The sequence below is a fragment of the Bradyrhizobium sp. 155 genome (assembly GCF_023101105.1).
GTDB lineage: Bacteria > Pseudomonadota > Alphaproteobacteria > Rhizobiales > Xanthobacteraceae > Bradyrhizobium > Bradyrhizobium canariense_D.
Genome location: NZ_CP064704.1, coordinates 3,509,574 through 3,531,867 on the forward strand (window position 1 = coordinate 3,509,574; position 22,294 = coordinate 3,531,867).

The 22,294-nt window shown below is 63.9% G+C and carries 19 protein-coding genes, 2 tRNA genes and 2 pseudogenes; 18 read left to right on the forward strand and 5 right to left on the reverse strand.

Annotated elements, in window-relative coordinates:
- Window positions 1-3: 3 nt before the first annotated feature.
- The 6 genes from IVA93_RS17130 to IVA93_RS17155 all read left to right on the forward strand — a co-directional run bounded on the left by IVA93_RS17130 (window position 4) and on the right by IVA93_RS17155 (window position 3,689).
- Window positions 4-432 (forward strand): PaaI family thioesterase, encoded by a 429-nt coding sequence (locus IVA93_RS17130; protein WP_007603483.1) that lies wholly within the window; start codon window positions 4-6, stop codon window positions 430-432.
- Window positions 433-589: 157 nt separating this feature from the next.
- Window positions 590-1,054, forward strand: a complete 465-nt coding sequence (rplM, locus tag IVA93_RS17135) for a 50S ribosomal protein L13 (RefSeq protein ID WP_018455120.1) — start codon at window positions 590-592, stop codon at window positions 1,052-1,054.
- Between the two features lies 1 nt (window position 1,055).
- Complete coding sequence (gene rpsI, locus IVA93_RS17140) at window positions 1,056-1,535, forward strand: 30S ribosomal protein S9 (protein WP_007603485.1); 480 nt, start codon at window positions 1,056-1,058, stop codon at window positions 1,533-1,535.
- A 229-nt stretch (window positions 1,536-1,764) separates the two neighbouring features.
- The gene (locus IVA93_RS17145; RefSeq protein ID WP_018455119.1) at window positions 1,765-2,997 is read left to right on the forward strand and encodes a GGDEF domain-containing protein; all 1,233 of its coding nucleotides are present in this window, start codon (window positions 1,765-1,767) and stop codon (window positions 2,995-2,997) included.
- A gap of 57 nt (window positions 2,998-3,054) precedes the next feature.
- The gene (locus tag IVA93_RS17150) at window positions 3,055-3,291 is read left to right on the forward strand and encodes a hypothetical protein (protein ID WP_018455118.1); all 237 of its coding nucleotides are present in this window, start codon (window positions 3,055-3,057) and stop codon (window positions 3,289-3,291) included.
- A gap of 101 nt (window positions 3,292-3,392) precedes the next feature.
- On the forward strand, window positions 3,393-3,689 hold the full coding sequence (locus tag IVA93_RS17155; RefSeq protein WP_018455117.1) for an antibiotic biosynthesis monooxygenase family protein: 297 nt from the start codon (window positions 3,393-3,395) through the stop codon (window positions 3,687-3,689).
- 6 nt (window positions 3,690-3,695) lie between these two features.
- Here IVA93_RS17155 and IVA93_RS17160 read toward each other — a convergent pair whose 3' ends face one another.
- Window positions 3,696-4,832: an AI-2E family transporter gene (locus tag IVA93_RS17160; protein WP_039799329.1), complete on the reverse strand. Its 1,137-nt coding sequence runs from the start codon at window positions 4,830-4,832 to the stop codon at window positions 3,696-3,698.
- Between the two features lie 136 nt (window positions 4,833-4,968).
- On the opposite strand from IVA93_RS17160, the gene IVA93_RS17165 reads away from it, so the two are divergent.
- On the forward strand, window positions 4,969-5,673 hold the full coding sequence (locus IVA93_RS17165) for a hypothetical protein (protein WP_026232881.1): 705 nt from the start codon (window positions 4,969-4,971) through the stop codon (window positions 5,671-5,673).
- A gap of 90 nt (window positions 5,674-5,763) precedes the next feature.
- Window positions 5,764-6,537 carry a gamma-glutamyl-gamma-aminobutyrate hydrolase family protein gene (locus tag IVA93_RS17170; protein ID WP_018455114.1) on the forward strand — a complete coding sequence of 258 codons (774 nt, stop codon included), beginning with the start codon at window positions 5,764-5,766 and terminating at the stop codon, window positions 6,535-6,537.
- Between the two features lie 318 nt (window positions 6,538-6,855).
- Here IVA93_RS17170 and glnA read toward each other — a convergent pair whose 3' ends face one another.
- Window positions 6,856-8,265: a type I glutamate--ammonia ligase gene (glnA, locus tag IVA93_RS17175; RefSeq protein WP_007603494.1), complete on the reverse strand. Its 1,410-nt coding sequence runs from the start codon at window positions 8,263-8,265 to the stop codon at window positions 6,856-6,858.
- A gap of 149 nt (window positions 8,266-8,414) precedes the next feature.
- Window positions 8,415-8,753 (reverse strand): P-II family nitrogen regulator, encoded by a 339-nt coding sequence (locus IVA93_RS17180; protein WP_007603495.1) that lies wholly within the window; start codon window positions 8,751-8,753, stop codon window positions 8,415-8,417.
- Window positions 8,754-9,133: 380 nt separating this feature from the next.
- Here IVA93_RS17180 and IVA93_RS17185 point away from each other — a divergent pair, with 380 nt between their 5' ends.
- Both IVA93_RS17185 and IVA93_RS17190 read left to right on the forward strand, forming a co-directional pair.
- Window positions 9,134-10,633: a bifunctional ADP-dependent NAD(P)H-hydrate dehydratase/NAD(P)H-hydrate epimerase gene (locus IVA93_RS17185; RefSeq protein WP_018455113.1), complete on the forward strand. Its 1,500-nt coding sequence runs from the start codon at window positions 9,134-9,136 to the stop codon at window positions 10,631-10,633.
- A 66-nt stretch (window positions 10,634-10,699) separates the two neighbouring features.
- Complete coding sequence (locus IVA93_RS17190) at window positions 10,700-11,074, forward strand: GNAT family N-acetyltransferase (RefSeq protein WP_018455112.1); 375 nt, start codon at window positions 10,700-10,702, stop codon at window positions 11,072-11,074.
- 1 nt (window position 11,075) lies between these two features.
- On the opposite strand, the gene IVA93_RS17195 is transcribed toward IVA93_RS17190, so the two are convergent.
- Window positions 11,076-12,380: a multicopper oxidase family protein gene (locus IVA93_RS17195; RefSeq protein WP_247539360.1), complete on the reverse strand. Its 1,305-nt coding sequence runs from the start codon at window positions 12,378-12,380 to the stop codon at window positions 11,076-11,078.
- Between the two features lie 153 nt (window positions 12,381-12,533).
- Between IVA93_RS17195 and IVA93_RS17200 the strand changes: the two genes are divergently transcribed.
- From IVA93_RS17200 to IVA93_RS17235, 8 genes and pseudogenes are all read left to right on the forward strand, one after another.
- Window positions 12,534-12,618: transfer RNA gene (locus tag IVA93_RS17200), tRNA-Leu, on the forward strand.
- Window positions 12,619-12,791: 173 nt separating this feature from the next.
- Entirely contained in the window at window positions 12,792-14,153 is a 1,362-nt protein-coding gene (tig, locus tag IVA93_RS17205; RefSeq protein WP_018455110.1) for a trigger factor, read from the forward strand.
- A gap of 331 nt (window positions 14,154-14,484) precedes the next feature.
- Window positions 14,485-15,120, forward strand: a complete 636-nt coding sequence (locus tag IVA93_RS17210) for an ATP-dependent Clp protease proteolytic subunit (RefSeq protein WP_007611005.1) — start codon at window positions 14,485-14,487, stop codon at window positions 15,118-15,120.
- Between the two features lie 440 nt (window positions 15,121-15,560).
- Window positions 15,561-16,832: an ATP-dependent Clp protease ATP-binding subunit ClpX gene (gene clpX / locus IVA93_RS17215; protein ID WP_007603503.1), complete on the forward strand. Its 1,272-nt coding sequence runs from the start codon at window positions 15,561-15,563 to the stop codon at window positions 16,830-16,832.
- Window positions 16,833-17,154: 322 nt separating this feature from the next.
- Window positions 17,155-19,578 carry an endopeptidase La gene (gene lon, locus IVA93_RS17220; protein ID WP_018455109.1) on the forward strand — a complete coding sequence of 808 codons (2,424 nt, stop codon included), beginning with the start codon at window positions 17,155-17,157 and terminating at the stop codon, window positions 19,576-19,578.
- Between the two features lie 78 nt (window positions 19,579-19,656).
- Window positions 19,657-20,072 (forward strand): annotated as a pseudogene (locus tag IVA93_RS17225) (GFA family protein).
- 63 nt (window positions 20,073-20,135) lie between these two features.
- Window positions 20,136-20,212, forward strand: a tRNA-Val gene (locus tag IVA93_RS17230).
- A 128-nt stretch (window positions 20,213-20,340) separates the two neighbouring features.
- Window positions 20,341-21,201: pseudogene (locus IVA93_RS17235) on the forward strand (methyltransferase domain-containing protein).
- A gap of 127 nt (window positions 21,202-21,328) precedes the next feature.
- Here IVA93_RS17235 and IVA93_RS17240 read toward each other — a convergent pair.
- Entirely contained in the window at window positions 21,329-22,294 is a 966-nt protein-coding gene (locus tag IVA93_RS17240) for a cation diffusion facilitator family transporter (protein WP_018455107.1), read from the reverse strand.

Here is a 22,294-nt window from a genome sequence, read left to right on the forward strand (position 1 = left end):
AGCATGGCGTTAGCGAAAATGAGCGTGGCGGAGCTCGAGCAGTTCCTCCGCAACGAGTTTCCCCAGGCCTTCAGCGGCGACGACATCACGATCGAGAGCGCGGACGGTCAGGCCTGCCTTTTGCGTCAGCGCTATAGCGAAAAGATGCTGCGGCCGGGTGGAACCGTGTCCGGCCCGACCCTGATGGCGCTCGCCGATTTCGCGATGTACGTGGTGCTGTTGTCCGCGATCGGGCCGATCGGGCTCGCGGTGACCACCAATCTCAACATTAACTTCCTGCGCAAGGGCCAGCCCGGGCAGGACGTGCTGGCGGAGGCGCGGCTGCTCAAGCTCGGCAAGCGCCTCGCAGTCGGTGAGGTGAAGCTATTGTCCGGCACCTCGCCCGACCCGATTGCGCATGTCACCTCGACCTATTCCATTCCAAACGTTTGAACTTTTTACGGGTATCTTAATACCATATTTCTAAGTCGTTGATATTGAACAAGTAAATTCCGCCTTTGGGCATTGACCGCGGCGCCTCTGTTCTCTAGAAAACCGCCAGTCCGGTGCGGTGTTCGCGCCGATGCTCCCCGTTCACGGAAACTCTGACATGAAAACCTTTTCGGCAAAGCCGGCTGAGGTGACGAAGAAGTGGGTACTGATCGACGCCAAGGGTCTGGTCGTCGGCCGTCTCGCCACCATCGTCGCCATGCGCCTGCGCGGCAAGCACCTCCCGACCTACACCCCGCACGTTGATTGCGGCGACAACATCATCATCATCAACGCGCAGCATGCGGTTCTCACCGGCCGCAAGCGCGAGCAGAAGACCTATTACAAGCACACCGGCTATGTCGGCCACGTCAAGGAGCGCACCGCGCGCCAGATCCTGGAGGGCAAGCATCCCGAGCGCGTGCTCGAGAAGGCCGTCGAGCGCATGATCCCGCGTGGCCCGCTCGGTCGCGTCCAGATGGGCAACCTCCGCGTCTATGGCGGCGCCGATCATCCGCACGAGGCCCAGACGCCCGAGAAGATCGACATCGCCAAGTTGAACCGCAAGAACACGAGGGCCGCATAACATGGCCGAATCCATCCAGTCGCTCGACCAGCTCTCGCAGCTCAAGACGGCGGCCGCGCCCGACGCGCCCAAGCACGAGAAGAAAGTCGACAAGTTCAACCGCGCCTATGCAACCGGCAAGCGCAAGGACGCGGTCGCCCGCGTCTGGATTAAGCCAGGCGCCGGCAAGGTCACGGTCAACGCGCGCGAGGTCGAGGTCTATTTCGCCCGTCCCGTGCTGCGCATGATGATCGAGCAGCCGTTCTCCGTGGCCGCGCGGTCCGGCCAGTATGACGTGATCTGCACCGTCGCCGGCGGTGGTCTGTCCGGCCAGGCCGGTGCCGTCCGTCACGGCATCTCCAAGGCACTGACCTATTTCGAGCCGGAGCTGCGCACCGTGCTCAAAAAGGGCGGCTTCCTCACCCGCGACTCCCGCGTGGTCGAGCGCAAGAAGTACGGCAAGGCCAAGGCCCGCCGGTCCTTCCAGTTCTCGAAGCGTTAATCGCATCGGTCGCATTCGTCGCGAAAGCGGCTTCAATGAAATGCAAAAGGGCGCTGATTTCAGCGCCCTTTTTGCTGTTCGTTTGTATGCAAATTGATGACGTGTTTCCTGAAAACTTGGGCTCGCATGAAAACCTGAATGGAACCCGCGGGACATAGCGTCGCTTTTGGAAGGGCGCGCAAATCGGTTGATCCGATCGCGTAACTGCTATGTCTAGAAGGGGGCCGACATGATGTCGCTCGATAGCATCACGCTCTATTTGGTCGCCACCATGGTCGCCGCACTGCTCGGCGCCATGATGGTGTTTTTCGGAAGGCAGGAGAATAGCGCTGCGCTGAAATGGTGGGGCACCGCCTATCTCCTCGGCGCCGCATCGGTCGCGCTCTGGACGGCGGCGGGCGACAGATTGGGGCCGCATCTTTACCTTGCGCTGAACGCGGTCGGCTTCGTCGCGTGCGGCATGGTGTGGAATGCGGCGCGCGTCTTCCACGGCCGCAAGCCGAATTGGCCGGGTCTCCTGGTCGGCGCGCTCGCCTGGGTCGCTGCCGCCACGTTGCTCGATCCCGCCGCGTCCATGCTGCGCATGATCGTCGGCGCCGGCATCGTGTCGGTCTATGCGGCGTTGACCGCCAGCGAGCTCTGGGTCGAGCGACGCAAGAGCCTGCAACGGCGCTGGCCGGCCTTCGTGGTGCCGGTGATGCACGGCTGCGTCTTGATGCTGCCGATCGTGCTCGGCAGCTTCCTGCGTCCGCACGATGCGGGTTTCGCCAGCAGCATCTGGGTCACCGTGTTCGCGGTCGAGCTCGTGCTTTATGCCGTCGGCACCGTGTTCGTGATCTTCATGCTGGTGTCCGAGCGCACCGTCACCGCGCACCGGACCGCCGCCTCCACCGATCCGCTGACCGGCATGCTCAACCGCCGCGGCTTCTCGGAAGCCTGCGGGCGCGTGATCGAGCGCGAGGCAAAGGCCGGACGTCCCGTGACCGTGATGATCTTCGATATCGATCATTTCAAGTCGATCAACGACCGGTTCGGCCATCCCGCCGGCGACGAGATGCTGAAACTGTTCTCGACCGTCGTCGTCAGCAATCTGCGCATCAGCGACATGTCGGGTCGCATCGGCGGCGAGGAGTTCGCCGCCCTCCTGCCGTGTTCGCTCGAGGAGGGCGTGCTGGTCGCTGAGCGCGTGCGCGAGGCCTTCGAGACCTCCGGCGTCGTCGTCGACGAGGGCCCGGTCGACACCACCGTCAGCATCGGCGTCGCCGGCGGTCCGGCCGGCACCGAGCTCGAAGTGCTGCTGGCCTCGGCCGACACCGCGCTCTACCAGGCCAAGCGCGGCGGCCGAAACCGCGTCGAGTCGGCGGAGGAGCTGCCACTGTCGCTGGAGAACTGGCGCCGCCAGAGCGCCGCGCGGATCGGCGTGCCCAACACGCAGTCCAAAGCGCAGCCGGCGACCGCCTAGGCAAAGGAGGCCTCGCGGTAATCCCCTGTTTACCATTCGATCCCTACCATTGCGGTCATGGAATCGATCCGTCGACAGAACCCGCAGACCGCCTTGATGTCGCTCGAAGCCGCGGCGACTTCGGCACGCGGCGGCTTCGCGTGCCTGTTCTCGACCGCGGACGAATACGAGAGCGCGCTGATCACCGAGCGCCGCGCCCAGGGGCGCTACACGCAAGGCCGCAATTACTGGCCGCTCGCGCTGTTCGCCGGTTGTGCGCTGATGGTGGTGGGCACCGTTCTGCTGCTCGCCTGAGTGATCTGCATTCTTGGACCGGGCAGGGCGCCGTTTCGGCGCCTTTTTCTTTGTCGCGGGCTGCGGTAGACACGCCCATCGAACAAAATGGGTGGAAACAGATGATCACCGAGATCGCGCAAATCGACGTCAAGCCGGGCAGCGAGAAGGATTTTGAGGCCGCCGTTGCCAAGGCGAAGGCCGCTTTCGGCCGCTCCAAGGGTTTTCACGGTTTCGAGCTGCACAAGTCGATCGAGAAGCCGCAGCGCTATCGTCTGATGGTGAAGTGGGAGACGCTCGAGAACCACACCGTCGATTTTCGCGGCTCCGAGAATTTCACCGAATGGCGCGGCCTCGTCGGCCAGTATTTTGCGGCACCGCCTGAGGTGGAGCACACCGAAACCGTGCTCATCACCTGAGGCGGCTCAGGCCGCCTCCGCCAGAGGCGGCGCTTCATACGTCTTGAAATGGTCGATCACGACTTTGGCGATGGCGACCAGTGGCAGCGCCAGCGCCAGGCCCCAGATCCCGAACACGACGCCGAGCAGGATCTGGAACGCGAACAGCGTGGCCGGCGGAATGTCCAGTGCCTGCCGCTGCAGCAGGGGCGTCAGCACGTAGCTCTCCATGGCGTGGACGCCCATGAAGAGGAGAAACGCCGACAGCGCCGGAATCCATCCTGAGGCGAGGCTCGCCAGCACGACCACGACGCCGGCTATGATGGCGCCGACGGTCGGAATGAAGCCGAGCAGTCCCGCCTGAATCCCGAGAATGAAGGAGCCCGGGATGCCGATGATGAGAAGCCCGATCCAGGTTACCGCGCCGACCGCGAGCATGACGATCATCTGTGCGATCAGCCATCGTTCAAGTGTCTCGCTGACGCGGTCGATGATGACGGCCGTGCGCGCGCGATGTTTTGCAGGCGCGATGAACAGCAATCCCTCGCGATAGACGCTGGGTTGGGCGGCGAAGGCGACTCCCAGAAACAGCACGATGAAGATGTTTCCCACGCCGTGGATGGTGCCAAGCAGCAGCTTGAACGTCTGGCTCACGATCGCCCCGCCGCTGGAGGCAAGGGCGCCTGCGCCGGGTATTGCCCCGCGCGACGCCGTGCCGGCCGACGGCGTCGGCTCCGGTTGCGCGTCGGGAGACGAACCGGGTCCGGAGCTCCCGAAATCGAAGAAGCTGGTGTCGATGCCGTGATTGTCCAGGAATGATTTGACGTTGCCGATCTGGGATTTGATGGTTTTGCTGAGTCCCGCCGCCTGATCGGCGATGGTGGCGCCGCCGAGATATGCGATGCCCGCGAGCATCAGCGCGAGGGCCAAGCAGACGATCGCGAGCCGCAGCGTATGCGGAAGACGCGCGTGCCGGCCAAGCGCGTTGGTCAGCGCGTTGAGCCCAAGGCCCAGCAGCACCCCGGCGAAGATCAGGAGCAGGGTGGTGGCGAAGTACCAGGAGAACGCGAGCAGCACGGCGAACAGCACCACACCGATGCCGCCGACCGAAATGCCCCAAGCCAGATCAAAACGGGTCGGGGGTCGTTCATTCGGGAATGTGATCACGCAATGTCCTTTAGGTGGACCGGGGGGCACTCTTTCGACAAACACGCTTTTGATCAAGACCGCGTCAACGCGCTGGTTTGACGCTGCCGTATGAACGGTGCAGACCGACGAGGAGAGAACAGGTGGGGCGCGCTTGAGTTTCATCAGCAAATGGGTGGGTCTGCTCGGGCTTCTGGCCGTGCTCGTGATTGGCGACCAGATCCGGATCAATCGGCCCGGTCACAAATATCGCCTCGCGGTCGAGGTGACGACGCCTGACGGGATCAAGACCGGGTCGGGCATTCTGTCCGTCGTGCCCGATCGCGGCTATAGCCGGGGCGGCCGCACCACGATGCGCGGCGAGGCCGTGTTCGTCGACCTCGGCCGGGGAAAGAATGTGGTGGCATTGCTCGCGCATCAGCAGGGCGCGAAGCTCGATCTCGACGACATCAACTATGTCGCGCTCCGCGCTTATGGCGCTGCGCGAGGCAACCGCGTCTCGTTCAACGAGCTCAACCGGCAGACCGGCGTCGTCGCGGTGCAGGGCGACCTAATGCCCGTGCTGGTGAGCTTTGGCGATCCCCTGGACCCTACGACCGCGCGCCTTGTCGCCGGCGACCATGTGGAGGCGGTGCTGGGCGACGGTTACGCACTCCGTGGCCTTACCGCCGAAACAGTGCCCAACGGGCTTTGGCCGATCGATTTCGGTGGCGCGCTCGGGGAGCCCGTGACGCGCGGAATCGAGACGAAACTGCCCTGGTTGGCTGCGCCGGGCGACCCGGCGGCGACCGCGCTGAAGATCGCCGGCCTGCCCCTTGGCGGCGCGATCGTGGCCCGGGAGGCATTTGCGCGAAAATAGCATTGCCGTCCCGCGTACCCTTCTGTTGAATTTGTTCCACCCCAGGGGCATGTTTGGAGAATCGTCTTCGGCGAGAGGTCTGAACGGGAGATGAGAAAGCCGGTCGTCGGCGTGATCGGGAACGCCCATCGCGTTGAGAATCGATTTCAGGTCCAGATGGTCGGCGAGCGTAATCTGCGCGCCGTGGCCGAGGTTTCCGGCGGTCTGCCGGTGATGTTCGCGGGCTCGCCCGACATCACCGATATCGGCGCGCTGCTCGATACCGTCGACGGAATCGTGCTCACCGGCGCCCGCGCCAACGTCCATCCGACCCGTTTCAACGTCGATCCGTGTGAGGCGCACGAGCCCTACGACATCCACCGCGACGAGGTGGCGCTGGCGCTCTCGGTCGCCTGCGTTGCCCGCGGTATCCCGCTGTTCGGCATCTGCAGGGGCCTCCAGGAGATGAACGTCGCCTTCGGCGGCTCGCTGCATCCCGAGATCCGCGAAATCCCGGGCCGCATGAACCATCGCATGCCAAGGCTTGAGAACGGTGAGATCCATCCCGACCCGACAGTGGTGTTCGCCGATCGTCACGACGTCGATCTGACACCGGGCGGCGCGTTCGCGGAATTGCTCGGCTGTGACAAGATCAGGGTCAATTCGCTGCACGGCCAGGGCATCCTCGATCCCGGCAAGCGCGTGCTGATCGAGGGCATTGCCGAGGACGGCACCATCGAGGCGATCCGCATCGCGGAAGCCAAGACCTTTGCGCTCGGCGTGCAATGGCACGCCGAATACGACCCGCAGCACAATCCGATCAACCGAAAACTGTTCGAGGCGTTCGGTCAGGCCATGGTGGCGAAGCAGCGCGCGGCGGCGTAGCTGCGGGGCTGCGCCGAGGCCTATAAGGCTATCGATCGTTGCGACCGGCGGCGGAGGATTGGCGATTTTCGCAAACAGGCACGAGAACTAGTCTCCAGGATGGATTTCGCGGCGCTGAATGCATCCTGCGAATTACCAACAGCGCTCGCGATCTCTCGGGCGCAATAAACCAGATATCAAGAATTGATGCGCGCCAGTTTTCTCGATTCCGATTCGTTCTTTGAGAACGAAATGGAGTCAGACGCAGAACGAAACTCGATGACCACAAAAAAGGCGCCCCGAGGGGCGCCTTTCGTGCGTCGTGGTCGTTCGGGCCACCTAGCCCGAATAGTACATCTCGAACTCGACCGGGTGCGGGGTCATTTCGAAGCGGGCGACTTCGGTCATCTTCAGCTCGATATAGGCGTCGATGAAATCGTCGTCGAACACGCCGCCGTTCTTCAGGAAGCCGCGGTCCTTGTCGAGGTTTTCGAGCGCCTCGCGCAAGCTGCCGCACACCGTCGGGATCTGCTTCAGCTCTTCCTTCGGCAGATCGTAGAGGTCCTTGTCCATCGCCGGACCCGGATCGATCTTGTTCTTGATGCCGTCGAGGCCAGCCATCAGCATCGCGGCGAAACCGAGATAGGGATTGGCGAGCGGATCGGGGAAGCGCACCTCGACACGCTTGGCCTTCGGCGAAGCAGTGTAGGGGATCCGGCAGGAGGCCGAGCGGTTGCGCGCGGAATAGGCGAGCAGCACGGGAGCCTCATAGCCCGGGACCAGACGCTTGTAGGAGTTGGTCGACGGATTGGTGAAGGCGTTGATCGCCTTGGCGTGCTTGATGATGCCGCCGATGTAGTGGAGGCAGGTCTCCGACAGGTCGGCGTATTTGTTGCCGGCGAACACCGGCTTGCCGTCCTTCCAGATCGACTGGTGCACGTGCATGCCCGAGCCGTTGTCGCCGAAGACCGGCTTCGGCATGAAGGTGGCGGTCTTGCCGTAGATGTGCGCGACCTGGTGGATGCAGTATTTGTAGATCTGCATGTGGTCGGCCATCAGCGTCAGCGTGTCGAACTTCATGCCGAGCTCGTGCTGGGCGGAGGCGACTTCGTGATGGTGCTTCTCGACCTTCACACCCATCTTGGCCATGGCGCCGAGCATCTCCGAGCGCATGTCCTGCACGGAATCCTGCGGCGGCACCGGGAAGTAGCCGCCCTTGGTGCGGACACGATGGCCGAGATTGCCGCCTTCATATTCGGTGTCGGAGTTGGTCGGCAGCTCCGAGGAGTCGAGGCGGAAGCCGGTGCTGTAGGGATTGGCGGAGAAGCGCACGTCGTCGAACACGAAGAATTCGGCTTCGGGGCCGACGAAGACGGTGTCGCCAACGCCCATCGACTTCACCATCGCCTCGGCCTTCTTGGCGATGCCGCGGGGATCGCGGTTGTAGGGCTCGCCGGTGGTCGGCTCGAGCACGTCGCAGGTGATGACCATGGTGGTCTCGGCGAAGAACGGATCGATCGTCGCGGTCACCGGATCGGGCATCAGGCACATGTCGGACTCGTTGATCGCCTTCCAGCCGGCGATCGATGAGCCGTCGAACATCGTGCCTTCGGCGAAAATGTCCTCATCGATCATGCTGATGTCGAAGGTGACGTGCTGCCACTTGCCGCGCGGATCGGTGAAGCGCAGGTCGACGTATTTGACGTCGTTGTCCTTGATCGATTTCAGGACGTCTTTGGCGGTCTTCATGCATACCCCTTTTGGCTCTGCGGGTCGGTTTCCAAACTTCGAGCGACCGTGTTCACGCTTCTTGAGGCGCGTGAGGCACAAACAAAACGAGGCCGCCGAAGCAGCCTATTTCTTGTCAGAATGTCGCAAAATGCGGGATAGCACCCGGCTCAGATAGCGTCCAGCCCGGATTCGCCGGTTCGGATGCGGATCGCCTCTTCGATGTTGGAGACGAAAATCTTGCCGTCGCCGATGCGCCCGGTTTGCGCGGCGCGGCGGATTGCGTCGATGGCGCGCTCGACCAGATCGTCGCCGATCACGATCTCGATCTTCACCTTGGGCAGGAAGTCGACGATGTATTCTGCGCCGCGGTACAGCTCGGCGTGACCCTTCTGCCGGCCGAAGCCCTTGGCTTCGGTGACGGTGATGCCCTGAAGGCCGACTTCCTGAAGCGCTTCCTTCACCTCGTCGAGCTTGAATGGCTTGATGATGGCTTCGATTTTCTTCACTGCGCGCCTCCCGGCCTTTCGAACAAATAGCAACGTCTTCGTCAGGATGCGCTTTCTTAACGCACGATCTTGTCTTCGCTATGCCGGGATCCCTGACCAGTCCGGCAACAACGGCCGGCCACACCCTGATAAATGCCAGTGAGCACGACGAACCGAAGCGACTTCCGCGAAAGCAGGGTCTATGCCAAGTTGCAAATGCCCTGATTATTGGAGCGTTATCAGCCTTTTAACGTGCAGCTCTGATAGGTGGCGCCGACCCGCACAAAATACCGCAGACTACGAAATAGGCAAACGGTTCAATACTTGTGCAGATCGTTGTTCCGCCGGATAGCCCGGTGCGGAACGTGCCTGTTGAAAAGGCTTTTGGACAGGGAAGTGGCATGGAAGTTCTGACCAACGCCGAAATGCAGCGCGCCGACCAGCTCAGCATTGCAGCAGGCACCCCCGGATTCAAGCTGATGCTCAGCGCCGGCCAGGCGGTCGCCGAGGCCGCGAACGCACTGGTGGAGCAGGGGCCGATCCTGATCGTGGCCGGCCCGGGCAACAACGGCGGGGACGGTTTTGTCGCAGCCGCCGAGCTCGCCGCGCAAGGCCGCGAGGTCTCGGTGATCCTGATGTGCGAGCGGGACCAGCTCCAGGGCGACGCGGCCTCGGCGGCGCGGGGTTGGAAACACCCGGTGCTCCCGTTCAACCCGCAGGCGATCGGGCGACCGGCGCTGATCATCGATGCGCTGTTCGGCGCGGGCCTCAGCCGTCCCGTCGAGGGCGAGGCGCGTGAGATGATCGAGGCGATCAACGCCAATGGTGCGCCGGTGCTCGCGGTCGACCTGCCGAGCGGCATCAACGGCACCAGCGCGGCCGTGCTGGGCGTGGCCGTGAACGCCGCCGAGACCGTCACCTTCTTCCGCAAGAAGCCGGCGCATCTGCTGCTGCCGGGGCGCATGCATTGCGGTCACGTCCGCGTCGCCGACATCGGCATCGAGGCGCAGGTGCTGGACGAGATCGCGCCGCGGATTTTTGAGAACGATCCGGACTTCTGGGGCTCGGCCTTTCCGGTGCCGCGCATCGACGGCCATAAATACGCGCGAGGTCATGTGCTGGCGGTCTCGGGCGATGCGGCGGCGACCGGTGCGGCGCGGCTCGCCGCGCGCGGGGCGCTGCGCGCCGGCGCGGGCCTGGTGACTCTGGCCACGCCGCGTGATGCGCTGGCGATCAATGCGGCTGCGCTCACCGCGGTGATGGTTCACCCCGTCGATACCGCCATCGAGTTCGGCGAGCTGCTCGGCGACAAGCGCTACAACACCTGCATCATCGGCCCTGGCGCGGGCGTCGGCGAGCGCACCTGCGATCTCGTCCACACGGCGCTTACCTCCCAGCGGCGCCTGGTGCTCGACGCGGATGCGCTGACGAGCTTTGCCGCCAATCCCGAGCGCCTGTTCGAATCGATCAAGACGTCGCAGGACAAGGCGGTGGTGCTGACGCCGCACGAGGGCGAGTTCCCGCGGCTGTTCTCCGACCTCAGCAATAAACATCCGGGGCGCTCGAAGATCGAGCGCGTGCGCGCCGCCGCCGAGCGCTCCGGCGCGGTCGTGCTGCTGAAGGGCGCCGACACCACGATTGCCGCGCCCGACGGCCGCGCCACTATCGCCGCCAACGCTCCGCCCTGGCTCGCCACCGCGGGTGCCGGCGACGTCCTCGCCGGCATCATCGCAGGCCTCCTTGCGCAGGGCGTCCCGGCGTTCGAAGCCGCCAGCATCGCGGTGTGGATGCATGGCGAAGCGGCGAGCGAGGCGGGGCCGGGCCTGATCGCGGAGGATCTCACCGAGACGCTGCCCGCCGTGCACCGACGGATCTATCATGCGCTGGGGATCGAGTACTAATGCTCAGGCCGCTCGCGCTCACCGATATGGGCGCGGCGGCGCAGGTTCACCGGGCTGCATTCGACCATGCGCTGCCCTGGCTTTGCTGGGCTGCATACGCCGGATGAGGACCGCTGGTTCTACCGCGAGCATGTCTTGGCGACGTGCCGCGTGTGGGGACGCTTCGATGCCGATGTACTGAGCGGAATCATCGCTGTCCGTGACGGCTGGGTCGAGCAGCTTTACGTGCTTCCTGCTGTTCAAGGGCGCGGCGTCGGCACCGAACTCCTCGATATCGCCAAGCGGGCCAGCGAACAGCTGGAGCTCTGGACCTTCCAGCGCAACGCGTTGGCGGGCCGCTTCTATGAAGCGCGCGGGTTCACGCTGATCGAGCAGACCAACGGGACCCGAAACGAGGAGAAAGAACCGGACGCTCGCTATCTTTGGACGCGTGGCCGATAGCTCACTCCACCCCGTACCAGCGCACCAGCCGCGGCGCGGCCCAGTCGGTGACGACGGATTCGATCAGCCACCGCCCGGGAGAGGCCGCAGCGAATGCGATGCGCTGGGTCTGGCCGGGTTCCATCGCGAGCGTGTCGAGCCAATAGGGCTTCCAGCCGTCGTCGAGCTTGTCGAGCAGGCGGAAATGGTGGCCGTGGAGATGGAAGACGGTTGCGACGGAGGCGGGGTTCTTGAGGGCCAACACGACGGTGCGGCCGGCCTTGGTGCGAAAGGCGGGGGCGGAGGACGTCGAGAAATTTGCGGCCCGTACCCACCCGGCGTCGGCTGCCCCGAGAGCGACATCGAATCGCAGGGCGCCCCTCAGATCGAGCCGGTCGGGCAGGTCATTCGGAGGGAGTGGCAAGAGCGGCAACGGCGGCGCGCGCCGGTCAAGCTTGCCGGAGACCGTCAGGCGGCCGACCTGGCGCGCCTCCTTGCCGTCATGCAGCAGGAATGGGGCCGATGTGGCCGCATCCACGAAGGCGTCGGCGCGTGCGCCGGGAGCCAGCACCAGCGCGCCGTTGCGAGCCGGGAACGGCTCAGCCGGCTGTCCGTCCAGGGCCACCACGTGGACCTCGTGACTTTCCAATTTGATCGCCAGAACAGAACGTTGCGAGCCGTTGATAAAGCGCAGCCGCAGCCGCTCATTTGCTGAAGCTGAGAGTTCGAATGAAGTCGTTCCGTTGATTGTATAGAGCGGGGATGTGTCCTTCGGGTCCCGGCCCGGGGCAAGTGCGGTCCCATCCGGCCGCAGCCGCCACTCCTCGATCAAGAGGACCACGTCGCGATCGGCGGCGACCGTGTTGGTCTCGGTGGCGATGATCGGAAGCGGGCGCGCGGGCTGCTTCAGGCCGTCCTCGAACAGCCGGAAGTCGGCCAACAGGGTTCCCGCGGTTGGCACTGAAATGATTGATGTTTCCGTCGCGTCCGGGGCCGTCGGTGCGCGACCCCGAAGCGGGTCGGCCGCGGCCGGGCCATTGAGGCCGTACCAAACTGGTGCAAGCGGCACAGGCAGGTCGTTGCGGAAGACCACCTCGCAGCGGTCGCCACGTTTGAGGCGGACATCCCCGAGATGGCTGACGGCGGCCAGCTCCCAGATGGGTATAGCCGGCTGCCCCGACCTCAGAGCCAGCGTTGCCGGCCTTGCCTGAAGCGCGAGTTGGGCGGTCACGGCCGGGACTGCGCCGCCCGCCGTCAGCCCGGCCGCAGAGGCGCCAAATCCGGCCAAAACCTCGCGCCTCGTCAGGTCGAAGATCCGCGTTTTCATGGGCCGATCCGGACCACGCCGTGCTGGATAAGTCCAGCCGTCGTGCCTAGGTGAAGCCTGCCTCTATCGGGCCATTTTTTTGCTGCGAACAGGCGGGCACATGCTATAAGCCCGCCGCCCGCGGCATCGCGGCCGGTCTTGATGCAAATTTACGCGGGCGTGGCGGAACTGGTAGACGCGCTGGATTTAGGTTCCAGTGACGAAAGTTGTGGGGGTTCGAGTCCCTCCGCCCGCACCAAGCGCTTTCAGCGTTTGCACGGATTACGCGATCTGCTCCCGCGCGGATGTTTGTCCGCCGGAAGTCGGTCCGATGAACCACCGGCGTTGAGGCGTTCGCCTCGCGCCGGATCGATTAATGACAGCGTCCCGACGCATGCGCGCCGGGACCGAACGAGAAGAAGATTGGACACCATGCAGGTCACAGAAACCCTCTCGGAAGGTTTGAAGCGCGAGTTCAAGATCAGCGTTCCCGCGTCTGATCTCGACGCCAAGGCCGGTGCCAAGCTCGTCGACCTCAAGGACAAGGTTCGCATCAACGGCTTCCGTCCCGGCAAGGTGCCGGTCACGCACCTCAAGAAGGTCTATGGCCGCTCGGTGATGGCCGAGACCATCGACCAGACCATCCGCGACACCAACACTCAGCTGTTCTCCGAGCGCGGCTTCCGCCTGGCGACCGAACCGAAGATCACCATGCCGACCGAGCAGGCCGAGGTCGAGGAGCTGCTCAACGGCAAAACCGATCTGACCTACACGGTTGCGATCGAGGTGGTGCCGTCGATTGCGCTCGCCGACTTCAAGACCTTCGAGGTCGAAAAGCCTGTGGCCGAAGTCACCGACGCCGACGTCGACGAGGCGATCAAGCGCATCGCCGATTCGAACCGTGGCTATGCCGCGAAGGGCGAGGGCGCCAAGGCCGAATCGGGTGATCGCGTCACCGTCGCCTTTAAGGGCACCATCAACGGCGAAGCCTTCGAAGGCGGCGCCGGCGAGGGCATCCAGGTGGTGATCGGATCCAACACCTTCATCCCCGGCTTCGAAGAGCAGCTCATCGGCATCGCCGCCAACGAGACCCGCACGCTGAAGGTGGCGTTCCCCAAGAACTACATGAACGACAAGCTCGCCGGCCAGCCGGCCGAGTTCGAGACCACCGCGACGCTGATCGAGGCGCCGCAGGATCTCGCGATCGACGACGAGTTCGCGAAGACGCTCGGCCTGGAATCGCTGGACAAGCTGAAGGAAGCGGCGCGCGAGCGGCTGGTGGCCGAGTTCGCGACCGCGACCCGCCAGCGCGTCAAGCGCGCGCTGCTCGACCGCCTCGACGAGGCCCATCGCTTCGAGGCTCCGCCCTCGCTGGTCGACGAGGAGTTCAATCTGATGTGGAACTCGGTGAAGGCCGAGATGGAGTCCGCCGGCAAGACCTTCGCCGACGAAGACACCACTGAAGACGCCGCCAAGGAAGAGTACCGCAAGATCGCCGATCGTCGCGTGCGGCTCGGCCTCGTGCTCTCGGAGATCGGCGAGAAGAACAAGATCTCCGTGACCGATGACGAGGTCGGCCGCGCCGTGATCGAGCGGGCGCGCTCGATGCCGGGCCGCGAGAAGGAGGTCTGGGACTATTACCGCAGCAACGCCCAAGCCTTGGCCCAGCTTCGTGCACCGATCTATGAGGACAAGGTCGTCGACTTCATCCTCGAGCTTGCCAAGGTGACCGAGAAGAAGGTCTCGCGCGACGATCTCTACAAGGACGACGAGGCGGAAAAGACCGCGGCCTGAGGGCTCCAGAAGAGCCTTTAGGAGAGCCTCCAGGATAGCCTTGCATTAAGGATGATCAGCGAAGAGGTCGAGCTAGCCAGGTGGCCGGCTGGGCCTCTTTGTACGAATCAGCTTCAACTGCCTCACGGATTAAGCCTTAATTCGCTCCGCACTTGTCAGGCGCGAATTGGGCTATATCTGTCGCTACGCCCTCTGCTTCTGCCAAGTGCCTCTACCAAGTTCTTCTGCCAAGTTCCTGCATCACGGGACGTCCATCGGCCTTCCGGCAGATCCAGCCCCGACTGGCAGCCGGGCCTGGCGATGTCCGCCTCTTCAAAACCCTAGGTGACTCATGCGCGATCCGGTTGAAACCTACATGAACCTCGTGCCCATGGTGGTCGAGCAGACCAACCGTGGCGAGCGCGCCTACGACATTTTCTCGCGCCTTCTGAAAGAGCGAATCATCTTCCTGACCGGGCCGGTCGAGGACGGCATGTCGACGCTGATCGTCGCGCAGCTGTTGTTCCTTGAGGCGGAAAATCCGAAGAAGGAAATCTCGATGTACATCAACTCGCCGGGCGGCGTGGTGACGTCGGGCCTCGCGATCTACGACACCATGCAGTTCATTCGTCCGCCGGTCTCGACGCTGTGCACCGGACAGGCCGCCTCGATGGGCTCGCTGCTGCTCTGCGCCGGCGAGAAGGACATGCGCTTCTCGCTGCCGAACGCGCGCATCATGGTGCATCAGCCCTCCGGCGGCTTCCAGGGCCAGGCCACCGACATCATGCTGCACGCCCAGGAAATCCTGAACCTGAAGAAGCGGCTCAACGAGATCTACGTGAAGCACACCGGCCAGACCTACAAGGCGATCGAGGACGCGCTGGAACGCGACAAGTTCCTGACCGCGAGCGACGCCAAGGAGTTCGGCCTGGTCGACAGGGTGATCGACAAGCGCGCCGAGGAAACCGCGTCGCCGAAGACCCCGTAGCCTACTGTGCCGGCAATCCCTCTGGGACCGCGGGCACCATCAGGGAGCGTTCACGTTAAGGACACGTGCGCGCGTCGCAAAACGCACTTTTGCGCCCTGCGACAGGCAGAAAGTTCCGCTTTCGTGCTTGTTTTTCGTGGCAATCCAGCAACGCCGGGGTGATTTCGATCACTTCGCCCGTGCCAAGACCGGAAATCACGGTATTGTCACGGGTAGCCGGCGACCCCCGATTAGCGAATTCTTGATAGTCGGGTGCCAGCATGGTTCGCTATGACTGATCGGCTATGATCGCGGGGAATCGAATGACCGCGATTCGCACGGCATGTAACGCGTAGGGTCTTTTTTGGTACGGAATTTGCTCTATTTGAAGGACTGTACCGGCTGTCGTGCCGGAATAGGGCGATCGAGCGGACGGGATCGAACCGCGGACGGAGACATGAATGAGTAAGGTCGGCACGAGCGACTCCAAGAACACGCTGTATTGCTCGTTCTGCGGCAAGAGCCAGCACGAAGTGCGCAAACTGATCGCGGGTCCCACGGTCTTCATTTGCGACGAGTGCGTTGAGCTCTGCATGGACATCATTCGCGAGGAGAACAAATCCTCGCTGGTGAAGTCGCGCGACGGGATTCCGACGCCGAAGGAAATCTGCAAGGTGCTGGACGATTACGTGATCGGCCAGAACCATGCGAAGAAGGTCCTCTCGGTCGCGGTGCACAATCACTACAAGCGCCTCAACCACCAGACCAAGCACAACGACGTCGAGCTTGCGAAGTCGAACATCCTGCTGATCGGTCCGACCGGCTCGGGCAAGACGCTGCTCGCGCAGACGCTCGCCCGCATCCTGGACGTGCCGTTCACGATGGCGGATGCGACGACGCTGACCGAAGCCGGCTATGTCGGCGAGGACGTCGAGAACATCATCCTGAAGCTGCTCCAGGCCGCCGACTACAATGTCGAGCGTGCCCAGCGCGGCATCGTCTACATCGACGAAATCGACAAGATCAGCCGCAAGTCCGACAATCCCTCGATCACGCGCGACGTGTCGGGTGAGGGCGTGCAGCAGGCGCTGCTCAAGATCATGGAAGGCACGGTGGCTTCGGTCCCGCCGCAGGGCGGCCGCAAGCATCCGCAGCAGGAGTTCCTGCAGGTGGACACCACCAATATCCTGTTCATCTGCGGTGGTGCGTTCTCGGGCCTCGAAAAGATCATCTCGGCACGCGGACGTTCGACCTCGATCGGTTTCGCCGCTCAGGTGCTCGCACCGGAAGACCGCCGCACCGGCGAAATCTTCCGTCATGTCGAGCCTGAGGATCTCCTGAAGTACGGCCTGATCCCGGAATTCGTCGGCCGTCTGCCCGTCGTGGCGACGCTGGAGGATCTGGACGAGGCTTCGCTCAAGAAGATCCTGGTCGAGCCGAAGAACGCGCTGGTGAAGCAGTACCAGCGGCTGTTCGAGATGGAGAACATCGAGCTGACCTTCGCCGACGAGGCGCTTGGCGCGGTTGCCCGCAGGGCGATCGAGCGCAAGACCGGTGCGCGGGGGCTGCGTTCAATCCTCGAGGCGATCCTGCTCGAGACCATGTTCGACCTGCCGGGCCTCGAAGGTGTGGAAGAAGTCGTGATTTCCCGCGAAGTCGTGGAAGGAACGGCGCGTCCGCTCTACATCTACGCCGATCGGTCCGATCGCGCCGTCGAGAACGCCAGCGCCTGATTTCGGCGCTGGAACGCTCCAATCGTCTCCTCAAGCAGGGGCTGCGGAAAGTATCTCCGCAGCCGGTGTTGCGTCGCTTATTTGCGTGCGTAAGCGCCTGATGGCGCGCGTCTTTCAATGACTTGACACCCCCCGGGTCGATAGCCACCTAATGTCGGCGGCGAGTAAAAATTCTCTTCAAGATTCGCCTCAGTTCCGATTCGGCAAGCCGGTCCAACCTCAAAAGGACCGATCGGTATTGCGGGTCACCTCGGCACCTTGTGGCGGTTGCGCATGAGCATGGCGGGCTGCGTGCAAGGGGGCAAAGCAAAAGGAAAAGGCCATGACCAATCCAAAACCCAGGCCAACCATCGTCCATGGCGAAACGCACGCCTATCCCGTGCTGCCCCTGCGCGACATCGTCGTCTTCCCGCACATGATCGTTCCGCTCTTCGTCGGCCGCGAGAAGTCGATCCGCGCGCTCGAAGAGGTGATGAAGAACGACGCGCTGATCATGCTCGCGACCCAGAAGAACGCGTCCGACGATGATCCGGCACCCGATTCCATTTACGAGACCGGTACGCTTGCCAGCGTGCTCCAGCTCTTGAAGCTTCCCGACGGCACTGTGAAGGTGCTGGTCGAAGGGCTCGAGCGGGCGCGCGTGCAGAAGTACACCGATCGCGCCGACTATTACGAAGCGACCGCGATTGCGCTCGCCGATACCGATGCGAAGTCGGTCGAGGCGGAGGCCATGGCGCGCTCCGTCGTGTCCGACTTCGAGAGCTACGTGAAGCTCAACAAGAAGATCTCGGCCGAGGTCGTCGGCGTCGTGCAGGCGATCACCGATTTTGCCAAGCTCGCCGACACCGTCGCCTCGCATCTCGCCGTCAAGATCGCGGATCGCCAGGGCATCCTGGAGACGCTGTCGGTCACGCAGCGCCTGGAGAAGGTGCTGGGCCTGATGGAGAGCGAGATCTCGGTGCTCCAGGTCGAGAAGCGCATCCGCTCGCGCGTCAAGCGCCAGATGGAGAAGACCCAGCGCGAGTACTATCTCAATGAGCAGATGAAGGCGATCCAGAAGGAGCTCGGCGACGACGACGGTCGCGACGAGCTCGCCGATCTCGAAGAGAAGATCTCCAAGACCAAGCTCTCCAAGGAAGCGCGCGAGAAGGCGCAGCATGAATTGAAGAAGCTGCGCCAGATGTCGCCGATGTCCGCGGAAGCGACCGTCGTGCGCAACTATCTGGATTGGCTGCTGTCGATTCCGTGGAACAAGAAGTCCAAGGTGAAGAAGGATCTGGAAGCCGCGCAGGCGGTTCTGGATGCGGATCACTACGGGCTGGAGAAGGTCAAGGACCGCATCGTCGAGTATCTCGCCGTACAGTCGCGCGCCAACAAGCTGACGGGCCCGATCCTGTGCCTCGTCGGCCCTCCCGGCGTCGGCAAGACCTCGCTCGGCAAGTCGATCGCGAAGGCGACGGGGCGCGAATTCGTGCGCGTCTCGCTCGGTGGCGTGCGCGACGAGGCCGAGATCCGCGGGCACCGCCGCACCTATATCGGCTCGATGCCCGGCAAGATCATCCAGTCGATGCGGAAGGCGAAGTCGTCCAATCCGCTGTTCCTGCTGGACGAGATCGACAAGATGGGCGCCGATTTCCGCGGCGATCCGTCCTCGGCGCTGCTCGAGGTCCTCGACCCCGAGCAGAACGCGACCTTCAACGACCACTATCTCGAGGTCGACTACGATCTGTCCAACGTGATGTTCATCACGACCGCGAATACGCTCAATATTCCGGGACCACTGATGGACCGCATGGAGATCATCCGGATCGCGGGCTACACCGAGAACGAGAAGGTCGAGATCGCGCGCAAGCACTTGATCCCGACCGCGGTGTCCAAGCACGGCCTGGACTCCAAGGAGTTCTCGATCGACGACGACGCGCTGCTGCTTCTGATCCGCCGCTACACCCGCGAAGCGGGCGTGCGCAATTTGGAGCGTGAGCTCTCCACACTCGCCCGCAAGGCGGTGAAGGAGCTGATGATCTCCAAGAAGAAGTCGGTCAAGATCACCGAGAAGACTCTCGAAGAGCTTCTGGGCGTGCCGAAGTACCGCTACGGTGAGATCGAGAGCGAGCCGCAGGTCGGCATCGTCACCGGCCTTGCCTGGACCGATGTCGGCGGCGAGTTGCTGACGATCGAAGGCGTCATGATGCCCGGCAAGGGCAAGATGACGGTCACGGGCAATCTGCGTGACGTGATGAAGGAATCGATCTCGGCGGCGGCGTCCTATGTCCGCTCGCGCGCGATCGTCTACGGCATCGAGCCGCCGCTGTTCGACCGGCGCGACATCCACGTGCACGTGCCGGAAGGCGCGACGCCGAAGGACGGTCCGTCGGCGGGCGTGGCGATGGCCACCGCGATCATCTCGGTCATGACCGGCATCCCGGTCCGCCACGATGTCGCGATGACCGGCGAAATCACGCTGCGCGGCCGCGTGCTGCCGATCGGCGGCCTGAAGGAGAAGCTGCTGGCTGCTGCCCGCGGCGGCATCAAGACGGTGCTGATTCCTGAGGACAACGCCAAGGATCTCACGGAGATTTCCGATGCGATCAAGGGCGGCATGGAGATCATCCCGGTCTCGCGCCTCGACGACGTCGTCGCCAAGGCGCTGGTCAAGAAGCCAGTGCCGATCGTCTGGGAAGAGGACACCAAGGTGACGGTGAAGCCGGACGGCGACGAAGCCGCCGGCGGCCTGACCGCTCACTGAGATCGCAGCTCGAAAAAGATGATAAAACGGCGCCTTCGGGCGCCGTTTTTTTGTGGGGCATTTTGTTTTGGGCAGCGGATGACGACAATGCACATCGACGGGCAATGCCATTGCGGCGAGATTACCTTTGAAGCCGAGATCGACCCGGAGACGGTGTCGGTCTGCCACTGCACCGATTGCCAGACACTGACCGGCTCGCCCTTCCGGGTGACGGCCGTCTGTTCGGGCGCCGAAGTCCGCCTGACTGCCGGCACGCCCAGGATCTACGGCAAGCGCGGCGACAACGGCCGGATGCGCTTTTCCAGCACTTTTGCGCCGACTGCGGTTCCCCGCTGTTCACGAGCGGCGACGGCGACCAGGAGGACGATTGGGGCATCCGCTGGGGCAGCATCCGCCAGCGCGACAAATTGCGGCCCGTCAGGCAGATCTGGTGCCAGTCGGCGGCGGTGTGGATCGACGCGGTGCCGCTGCTGCCGGGCCGGGCACAGGATTGAGGCCCTGGAATTGGCGTTCCGCGCTTGCCCGTTCGGGGCCGGTAGGGATAAAGAAGCGGCGAGGGGCGGTTAGCTCAGCTGGTTAGAGCATCTCGTTTACACCGAGAGGGTCGGGAGTTCGAATCTCTCACCGCCCACCAGCCTTTGCTCGCTTCGCGAGCTTCGGCTCGGCGAGCCAGCCTCACACGTTATTGGCGCGAAGCGAACGAAGGCTGCCGCGCCGAAGCCGATAGGCGCAGGCGGGCGATACCGAGCCACAGAGGCCCTGATGCAACAACCAAGCGGACACGAGCAGAACGCCGATCAGATCGCCTACTGGAATGGCCCCAGCGGGCAGCGCTGAGCCGATCGCCATGCGGCGCAGGAGAGCCTGCTGGGACCCATTGCCGACGTGCTGATCGCCCGCGCCAGGCCGAAGCCGGGCGAGCGCGTCCTCGACATCGGCTGTGGCTCCGGTGCGACGACGTTCGCGTTCGCGAAGGCTGTCGCGCCTGATGGCTTTGCGCTCGGGCTCGACGTCTCCGAGCCGATGCTGTCGCAGGCGCGCGCGTTTGCGCCAAAAGGCCTGCCGCTCGATTTCGTGCTGGCCGATGCGACGGTGCATCCGTTCGAGCCGGCGAGCTTTGACCTGCTGGCCTCGCGGTTCGGCGTGATGTTCTTCGCCGATCCCATCCCGTCTTTCACCAATCTCCGCCGCGCGCTGAAGCCGACGGGACGGTTGGCGTTTGCCTGCTGGCGCGAGCCGAAGGAAAATCCGTGGATGATGGCGCCGCTTATGGCGGTCTACAAGCACGTTCCCAAGATGCCGCCGGTCGGGCCGGAGGAGCCGGGCCCGTTCGCCTTCGCCTCCGAAGAGCGCGTGACGCGCATCCTGAAAGGCGCGGGCTTCGTCGACGTCGCGATGGAGCCGCACAATCTCGCGATGGACGTCGCGATTGGCGGCGGGCTCGATGCCGCGGTCGAAGGCTCGCTCCAGATCGGCCCGGCGAGCCGCGCGCTGCAAGGGCATCCGCCGGAGACCTATGCCGCGGCAAAAGCCTCGATCCGCGAGACGCTCGCGCCGTTCCTGAAGGGTCAGAGCGTGGCGCTCCAGGGCGCGATCTGGATCGTGACGGCGAAGGCGGCGTAGGCGTCGCTCTGTCCTCATCATTGCGAGCGCAGCGAAGCAATCCAGACCGTTCTCCGCGGAGGCAGTCTGGATTGCTTCGTCGCTTCGCTCCTCGCAATGACGATGGGGACGCAGCAACGCAACTACCTCACACCACGTCATCCGGCGCCAGCGCGCAGCCATTGTCCGGATGCGTCTCGATCTGAAGCGTGGTGTGGCCGATGCGGTGGGAGCGCTTCAGCATCTGCGCCGTCTCCATCAGGAAGGCATCGCCGGCGCCGGTGGGCATGACGAGGTGGCAGGTCAGCGCCGTCTCGGTGGTCGAGATCGGCCAGACGTGGAGATCGTGGATCGCAGTGACGCCGGGCCGCTCCAGCAGAAGGATCTTGATCGCGGCAATGTCGGTGCCCCTGGGCGCCGCCGCCATCGACATGTCGATGGAGCCACGGAGCAGGCTGGTGGTGCTCCAGAGGATGGTGGCGCAGATGACGAGGCTGGTGACGGGATCGAGCCAGAGCCAGCCGGTCCAGATGATCAGCGCCGCCGAGATGACGACGCCGAGCGAGACCGCGGCGTCGGCCGCCATGTGCAGATAGGCGCCTTCGATGTTGATGTCGTCCTTGCGACCGCGCGCGAACAACATGGCGGTAAAACCGTTGATGAGGATGCCGATGCCGGCGACCACCATCACGGTGATGCCGGCGACCGGCTCCGGCTCCCGCAGGCGCAAAATCGCTTCCCAGCCGATCGCGCCGGTTGCGACCAGCAGGAACACCGCGTTCGCCAGCGCCGCCAGGATGGTGGAGGCGCGCAGGCCATAGGTGAAGCGGCCGCTGGGCGCGCGCCGCGCCGCGATCGACGCGCACCAGGCCACGACCAAGCCGAGCACGTCGGAAAGATTATGGCCGGCGTCCGCAAGCAGAGCCGTGGAGTTGCCGATATAGCCGTAGACGGCCTCCGCCAAGACCAGCGCGGTGTTGAGCGAGATGCCGATCGCGAATGCCTTGCCGAAACTGGCGGGCGCATGGGCATGGGCGTGGCCACCATGATCGTGATCGTGGCTATGATCATCGTGATGATGGCCGTGATGGCCGTGATGGTCGTGGCTGCCCAC

Bases quoted from the DNA above. Each gene is read 5' to 3' on its own strand.
- IVA93_RS17130 (WP_007603483.1), top strand. From the start codon at position 4: ATGGCGTTAGCGAAAATGAGCGTGGCGGAGCTCGAGCAGTTCCTCCGC.
- rplM (WP_018455120.1), top strand. From the start codon at position 590: ATGAAAACCTTTTCGGCAAAGCCGGCTGAGGTGACGAAGAAGTGGGTA.
- rpsI (WP_007603485.1), top strand. From the start codon at position 1,056: ATGGCCGAATCCATCCAGTCGCTCGACCAGCTCTCGCAGCTCAAGACG.
- IVA93_RS17145 (WP_018455119.1), top strand. From the start codon at position 1,765: ATGATGTCGCTCGATAGCATCACGCTCTATTTGGTCGCCACCATGGTC.
- IVA93_RS17150 (WP_018455118.1), top strand. From the start codon at position 3,055: ATGGAATCGATCCGTCGACAGAACCCGCAGACCGCCTTGATGTCGCTC.
- IVA93_RS17155 (WP_018455117.1), top strand. From the start codon at position 3,393: ATGATCACCGAGATCGCGCAAATCGACGTCAAGCCGGGCAGCGAGAAG.
- IVA93_RS17170 (WP_018455114.1), top strand. From the start codon at position 5,764: ATGAGAAAGCCGGTCGTCGGCGTGATCGGGAACGCCCATCGCGTTGAG.
- glnA (WP_007603494.1), bottom strand. From the start codon at position 8,265: ATGAAGACCGCCAAAGACGTCCTGAAATCGATCAAGGACAACGACGTC.
- IVA93_RS17185 (WP_018455113.1), top strand. From the start codon at position 9,134: ATGGAAGTTCTGACCAACGCCGAAATGCAGCGCGCCGACCAGCTCAGC.
- IVA93_RS17190 (WP_018455112.1), top strand. From the start codon at position 10,700: ATGCGCTGCCCTGGCTTTGCTGGGCTGCATACGCCGGATGAGGACCGC.
- IVA93_RS17195 (WP_247539360.1), bottom strand. From the start codon at position 12,380: ATGAAAACGCGGATCTTCGACCTGACGAGGCGCGAGGTTTTGGCCGGA.
- tig (WP_018455110.1), top strand. From the start codon at position 12,792: ATGCAGGTCACAGAAACCCTCTCGGAAGGTTTGAAGCGCGAGTTCAAG.
- IVA93_RS17210 (WP_007611005.1), top strand. From the start codon at position 14,485: ATGCGCGATCCGGTTGAAACCTACATGAACCTCGTGCCCATGGTGGTC.
- clpX (WP_007603503.1), top strand. From the start codon at position 15,561: ATGAGTAAGGTCGGCACGAGCGACTCCAAGAACACGCTGTATTGCTCG.
- lon (WP_018455109.1), top strand. From the start codon at position 17,155: ATGACCAATCCAAAACCCAGGCCAACCATCGTCCATGGCGAAACGCAC.